The 5,656-nt window shown below is 69.9% G+C and carries 5 protein-coding genes; 4 read left to right on the top strand and 1 reads right to left on the bottom strand.

Going from position 1 to position 5,656, the window contains the following annotated elements; genetic code table 11:
• Both IZR01_RS47835 and IZR01_RS47830 read left to right on the top strand, forming a co-directional pair.
• Window positions 1-582 (top strand): NUDIX hydrolase (locus tag IZR01_RS47835; protein ID WP_228561383.1); only part of this gene is annotated, 582 nt, incomplete at its 5' end.
• A gap of 101 nt (window positions 583-683) precedes the next feature.
• Window positions 684-1,580: a sigma-70 family RNA polymerase sigma factor gene (locus tag IZR01_RS47830; protein ID WP_194893859.1), complete on the top strand. Its 897-nt coding sequence runs from the start codon at window positions 684-686 to the stop codon at window positions 1,578-1,580.
• 49 nt (window positions 1,581-1,629) lie between these two features.
• On the opposite strand, the gene IZR01_RS47825 is transcribed toward IZR01_RS47830, so the two are convergent.
• Window positions 1,630-3,525 carry a serine hydrolase domain-containing protein gene (locus IZR01_RS47825; protein WP_194927736.1) on the bottom strand — a complete coding sequence of 632 codons (1,896 nt, stop codon included), beginning with the start codon at window positions 3,523-3,525 and terminating at the stop codon, window positions 1,630-1,632.
• A 135-nt stretch (window positions 3,526-3,660) separates the two neighbouring features.
• Between IZR01_RS47825 and IZR01_RS47820 the strand changes: the two genes are divergently transcribed.
• Both IZR01_RS47820 and IZR01_RS47815 read left to right on the top strand, forming a co-directional pair.
• Window positions 3,661-4,953 (top strand): sensor histidine kinase, encoded by a 1,293-nt coding sequence (locus tag IZR01_RS47820; protein WP_194927735.1) that lies wholly within the window; start codon window positions 3,661-3,663, stop codon window positions 4,951-4,953.
• Window positions 4,905-5,549 carry a LuxR C-terminal-related transcriptional regulator gene (locus tag IZR01_RS47815; protein WP_194893862.1) on the top strand — a complete coding sequence of 215 codons (645 nt, stop codon included), beginning with the start codon at window positions 4,905-4,907 and terminating at the stop codon, window positions 5,547-5,549. Before IZR01_RS47820 ends, IZR01_RS47815 begins: the two co-directional genes overlap by 49 nt.
• Window positions 5,550-5,656 lie beyond the last annotated feature (107 nt).

Here is a 5,656-nt window from a genome sequence, read left to right as displayed (position 1 = left end):
GCCATGAGCACCCCGCCGCACCCCGCCCTCGTGACCGACGCCGAGATCCGCCGCCTCGTCGCCCGCTATCTTGAGCGCTACCCGGACCAGGCCGAGCGGCTGCGTCCCTTCACCGAGGCGCTGGCGACCACCGAACACCTGACCGTGCGCAGCACCCTTCCCGGCCACGTCACCACCGGTGCCTTCGTCGTGGCCGGGGACGGCCGGCTGCTCCAGATCGCCCACAAGTCCCTGCGCCGCTGGCTCAACCCCGGCGGTCACACCGAGCCCGGGGACGCCTCGCTCGCCGACGCCGCGCGCCGCGAGCTGCGCGAGGAGACCGGCCTCGGCGCGGAGCACGTCACCCTCCTCGGCGACCCGGTCCTCCCGCTGGCCATCGACGCGCACAGGATCCCGGCCAATCCGGCCAAGGGCGAACCAGAGCACTGGCACTTCGATTTCCGTTACGCGTTCCGGCTCAATGGGGAGCCCGGCACGACGGAGGTCGAGCTCCAACTGGAGGAAGTCGAGGACCACCGCTGGATCCCCTTCGAGGAAGCCGGTCTCGGCGAGGACGCGGCTCGGCTGGCGCAGGTTCTCTGAGACGCCGTCTTCTCTGAGGCGCCTTCTCCTGGCCCCTGTCACAAATCAAGCGGCCGAACGGTCATACCGACGACCGCACCTGACAGGGAAAGAGAGCCGCCGTGGACAGCACTGAGAGCACCGAATGGCTCGCCGGGCGTTTCGAGGAGAACCGGCGCCACCTGCGCGCGGTCGCTTTCCGGATGCTGGGCTCGCTGTCCGAGGCCGACGACGCGGTCCAGGAGTCCTGGCTGCGCCTGAGCCGGCAGCCGGACGACCGCGTGGACGCCATCGCCAACCTCACCGCGTGGCTCACCACGGTGGTCGCGCGCGTCGCCCTCGAGATGCTGAAATCCCGCAGGCGGGAGGAGTCGCTGGAGTCGGCCCGCGTCCCCGAGCCGATCGTCTCGCCCGAGACCGGCCTGGACCCCGAGCACGAGGCGCTGCTCGCCGACTCCGTCGGCCTGGCCCTGCTGGTCGTCCTGGAGACGCTGAAACCGGCCGAGCGCCTGGCGTTCGTGCTGCACGACATGTTCGCCGTCCCCTTCGAGGACATCGCGGTCATCGTCGACAAGAGCCCGGCGGCCGCGCGCCAACTGGCCAGCCGGGCCCGGCGCCGGGTGCAGGTCTCCGACGCCGTTCCGGACCCGGATCTGAACCGGCAGAAGGAGGTCGTCCGGGCCTTCTCCGCGGCCTCTCGCGGCGGCGACTTCGCCGCGCTGGTCGCGGTCCTGGACCCGGACGTCGTGCTCCGCGCCGACTACGGCACCCTGCCGGCCGGCCTCAAGCTGCTGCGCGGCGCCGAGGCGGTGGCCAAGCAGGCGTTGATGTTCGGGCGGTTCTCCGCGAACGCGCACCCGGCGCTCGTCAACGGAGCGCCGGGGCGGGTCACGATCGTGGCGGGCAAACCGGTGGCGGTCATGGGCTTCACCGTGGTCGACGGCCGGATCAAGGAGATCGACATCCTGGCCGACCCGGAGCGGCTGGCCGAGATCGACGTGACTGTCTTCGAGGCCTGACGCGCTGTGGCCCTACCGTTCCGAATCAGGGCCCTACCAGCTTGCCGGATCAGGGCCACACCAGGTTGTAGGTGAACGCGACGACCAGGAACGCCACGGAGCCCAGGGCGGTGAGCGTGTACGCGATCCGCCCGACCGGCCGCCACCAGCCCAGCCGCCAGGCCGCGGCGCTGCCGGCGAGCATCCCGACCGTGCAGACCGTGAGCAGTGCGTTCAGCACCAACAGGAGGGTCAGCGTCGAGGAGCCGAGGATGATCGTCTGGAGGAAGGCGTTCATGTCGCTGGTCATGCTGAGGAATCCGAAGGTGAACACGGTGGCCAGAGCGCCGGCGACCCAGGCGAGGATCCGGGCGTTCCGGGCCCCGTTGGAGTGCGCCGGCCGCTGCCGCAGCCGCCGTATCAGGGCCAGGACCGGGAACCCGAGGAACGCGGCCGCGAGGATCCCGGCGCCGCCGTAGAACATCGGCAGGTGCAGTGTGGGGGAGTTGTACCAGGCCAGCTTGTAGTACGCGTCGGTCGGATCGATGGTGGTCGCCAGGTGGCCGTGGCCGTCGAAGACCAGCCGGTCCTGGCCGCCCTGCTCGGCGAACTCGCCGTTTCCCAGCGGGATCCAGCGCTGGTCGCCGATCTTCGGGTTCTGCGACAGTCCGTCGGTGGTGATGGTGCCGTCGGAGTTCGCCGCGACGGTCACCGAGGAGACCAGCCCGGAGACCCGGGTGACGTCGCCCCGGCTGACCTCGTCGCTGCGGTAGGTGCCGGCGTAGCTGTCCGCCTTCGGGTCCTTGACGGTCGCCGGGGCCGGCGCGTTGTTCGGAAAGCACTTGTCGACGATCTGGTTGATCAGGGCTTTGCCATCCCACTGCGCGATCCGGTCGGTGCCGTCACCGTTGTAGACCACGTATATCCCGATGTCCTTGTCCGGCAGCAGCTCCATGTCGCTGTGGAAGCCGGGCACATCGCCGTCCTTGAACAGGATCCGCTGCCCGTCGCGCGGCCGTTCCTCGAACAGGTACGCCATGCCGGGCAGCCGCGGGTCCATCGTGAACTGCTGCCGCTGCATCAGATCCGCGACGCCGGGGCCCAGCACCGGGTTCTTGGAGAGCTGCGCCATCATGAACTTGCCGACGTCGGTCGCGGTGGCCACGGTGCCGGCCCCGGTCGGGGACCAGCCGCCGTACTGGCCGTCCTCGGCGACCTGCTCGGCGCTCTCGGGGCGGTAGCCCTTCGCCAGGTTCGCGTCGATCGCGGCCGGGTGTGGCTGCTCGAAGGTCGAGTCGTCCATCTGGAGCGGTCCGAACACGTGGTCCTTCATGTACTGCGCGAACGGCTCACCGGAGACGGTCTCGACCAGGTAGCCGGCCAGCGCGACGCCGTAGTTGTCGTACGCGGCCAGCGTGCCGGGCGGACGCACCCGCGACGGTTCGTTGTCCGCGAGGTACTTGCCCAGCGCCGGGACGTCTTTCGCGTCGGGCACGGCCACACCGAGCGGTTCGTCGTCGAAGCCGCTGGTGTGGGTGAGCAGGTTCTGCACGGTCACCGGGTGGCCGGGGAACGAATTCGCGATCTTGAACGCCTTCAGATACGTGTTCACGTCCGCGTGAGGGTCGAGCCTGCCCTCCTGGATCAGCTGCGCGACCGCGGTGGCCGTGAAGACCTTCGCCACCGAGCCGGTGAAGAACTCGGTGCGCACCGGATCCACCGGGGTACCGGCCGCGACGTCGGATACCCCGTAGCCCTGCGCGAACACGGTCTGGCCGCCGGCGACCACGACCACCGCCGCGCCCGGGATCTTGTCCTTCGCCAGTTGCGCGGTGACGGTCTGGTCGATGAGGGCGCCGACGCCCGGCAGGTCCGGGGCGGCGGAGCCGGGGCCCGCGGCGTGTGCGACGGAGCCGGACAGCGCCGAGGCGGCGAGGGTGATGCCGGCGACCAGAGAAGTCCACATGCCTTTCAGCGTCGCGGCCGACCGCCGCGCCGGTCACTGGTTGTAGTACCCATGCTGGAGGTGTACTTAGATACACCCCACACTGGGTGGGTAAGCCCATCGCCCGGCAAAGGCCCAGACCCGAGACTTGAGGACATGACGAACACCAACAAGCGAGGCAGCGCCGTCCTGGAGGGCGGGTTCTGGTTCTTCGTGATGCTGGTCCCGATGACGCTGGGCTACATCATGCTGACGCTGGTGGTCGGCATGGCCGGCATCGGGCTCGGCCTGCTGATGATCCCGCCGGCCGCGTACTACCTGCGCTGGTTGGCCGATCTGCGCCGCAAGAAGGTGGGCCAGTGGCGGGGGATCGAGATTCCGCGGCCGTACCGGGCCGAGCCGGAGTTCGCTTCCGGGTTCGCCGGCTACTTGGAGCGGATCCGGTTCCACGGCACCGACCCGGCGTTCTGGCGGGACGGCGCGTGGGTGGTGACCGAACCGGCGGTGGGGGCGGTCCTGGCCGTCATCCCGATCGGCCTGGTGCTCGAGGGCCTCTACGGCATCGTGATCAGCGCCATGTGGAATGTCTTCGTGGACCACGGCTTCAACGACTGGTTCGGCTTCATCCACGTCCACCACGGCAACGAGGGCATGCGCTGGGCCCCGGCGGCGCTCGGCGTCCTGGAGATCGCCCTGGGCTTCGCCGTCGCCCCGAAGCTGCTGGAGTGGCACGCCCGCTGGTCCCGGGTCCTGCTGGCCCCGACGCCGGCCCAGGTCGAGGCGCGTATGAAGCACCTGACCCAGACCCGCGCCGACGCCGTCGACACCCAGGCCGCCGAGCTGCGCCGGATCGAGCGCGACCTGCACGACGGAGCGCAGGCCCGCCTGGTCGCCATGGGCATGCACCTCAACGCCGCCTCGCAGCTGATGCAGCAGGACCCGGAGGCGGCGCAGAAGCTCCTGATGGAGGCCCGCGACTCCTCCGCCAAGGCCCTGTCCGAGCTGCGCGACCTGGTACGCGGCATCCACCCCCCGGTGCTGGCCGACCGCGGCCTGGTGGACGCGGTACGGGCCACGGCCCTGGACTCGCCACTGGAGATCGACGTGCACGCCGAGGTACCGGCGCGGCTGGACCTGCCGCTGGAGTCCGCAGCCTACTTCGCGGTCAGCGAGGTACTGACCAACGTCGCCAAGCACGCCCACGCCACGCACGTCTGGATCGACATGCGGGTCGCCGGCGGCCTGCTGAAGATCTCCGTGAGCGACAACGGCATCGGCGGCGCGGATGTGGACAAGGGCAGCGGACTGCGCGGGATCGAGCGCCGACTTGCTACCTTCGACGGGATCCTCGCCCTGAGCAGCCCTCCGGGCGGACCGACCGTCGTGACCATGGAGCTGCCGTGCGTGTCGTCCTCGCCGAAGACCTCTTCCTCCTCCGGGACGGCATGATCCGACTGCTGGAGGCGTACGGATTCGAGATCGCGGCGGCCGTCGGCGACGGCCCCGCACTCGTCTCCGCGCTGGTGGGGGAGCGGCCGGACGTGGCCGTGGTGGACGTACGGATGCCCCCGACGTTCACCGACGAAGGCCTGCGGGCGGTACTGGAGGCCCGCAAGGTGGTCCCGGGCCTGCCGGTGCTGGTGCTGTCGCAGTACGTCGAGCAGCTCTACGCCGGCGAACTCCTGGCCGACGGCGCAGGCGCGATCGGCTACCTACTCAAGGACCGGGTCTTCGACTCGGACAGCTTCGTGGACGCGGTCCGGCGCGTCGCGGCCGGCGGCACCGTGATGGACCCCGAGGTGATCTCGAAACTGCTGGCACGCGGCGCCCGCAAGGAACCGCTGGGCGCGCTGACCGACCGGGAGCGCGAGGTGCTGTCACTGATGGCCGAGGGCCGCTCGAACGCGGCGATCGCCGAGCGGCTGGTGGTCACCGAGCGGGCGATCGCCAAGCATACGTCGAACATCTTTATGAAGCTGGGGCTGCCGGAGTCGGGGGATGATAACCGGCGGGTGTTGGCGGTGCTGGCTTATTTGAAGGGCTGATGTGGTTGAGGGGCTGATGTAGCTGACGGGCTGACGTATCTGAAGCCTGACCTATATAAGGACTCTCCCTTACGGGTGGCTGTTCGGGGTCGGGTCTTCTTTTGGGG

Source organism: Catenulispora pinisilvae, assembly GCF_015356865.1.
Classification (GTDB): Bacteria; Actinomycetota; Actinomycetes; order Streptomycetales; family Catenulisporaceae; genus Catenulispora; species Catenulispora pinisilvae.
Note: the sequence above shows the minus strand (reverse complement) of the source record. Positions and strands in the feature narration are given on the sequence as shown.

Excerpts from the sequence above, each read along its gene's own strand:
- IZR01_RS47825 (WP_194927736.1), bottom strand. The coding sequence starts at position 3,525 with ATGTGGACTTCTCTGGTCGCCGGCATCACCCTCGCCGCCTCGGCGCTG.
- IZR01_RS47820 (WP_194927735.1), top strand. The coding sequence starts at position 3,661 with ATGACGAACACCAACAAGCGAGGCAGCGCCGTCCTGGAGGGCGGGTTC.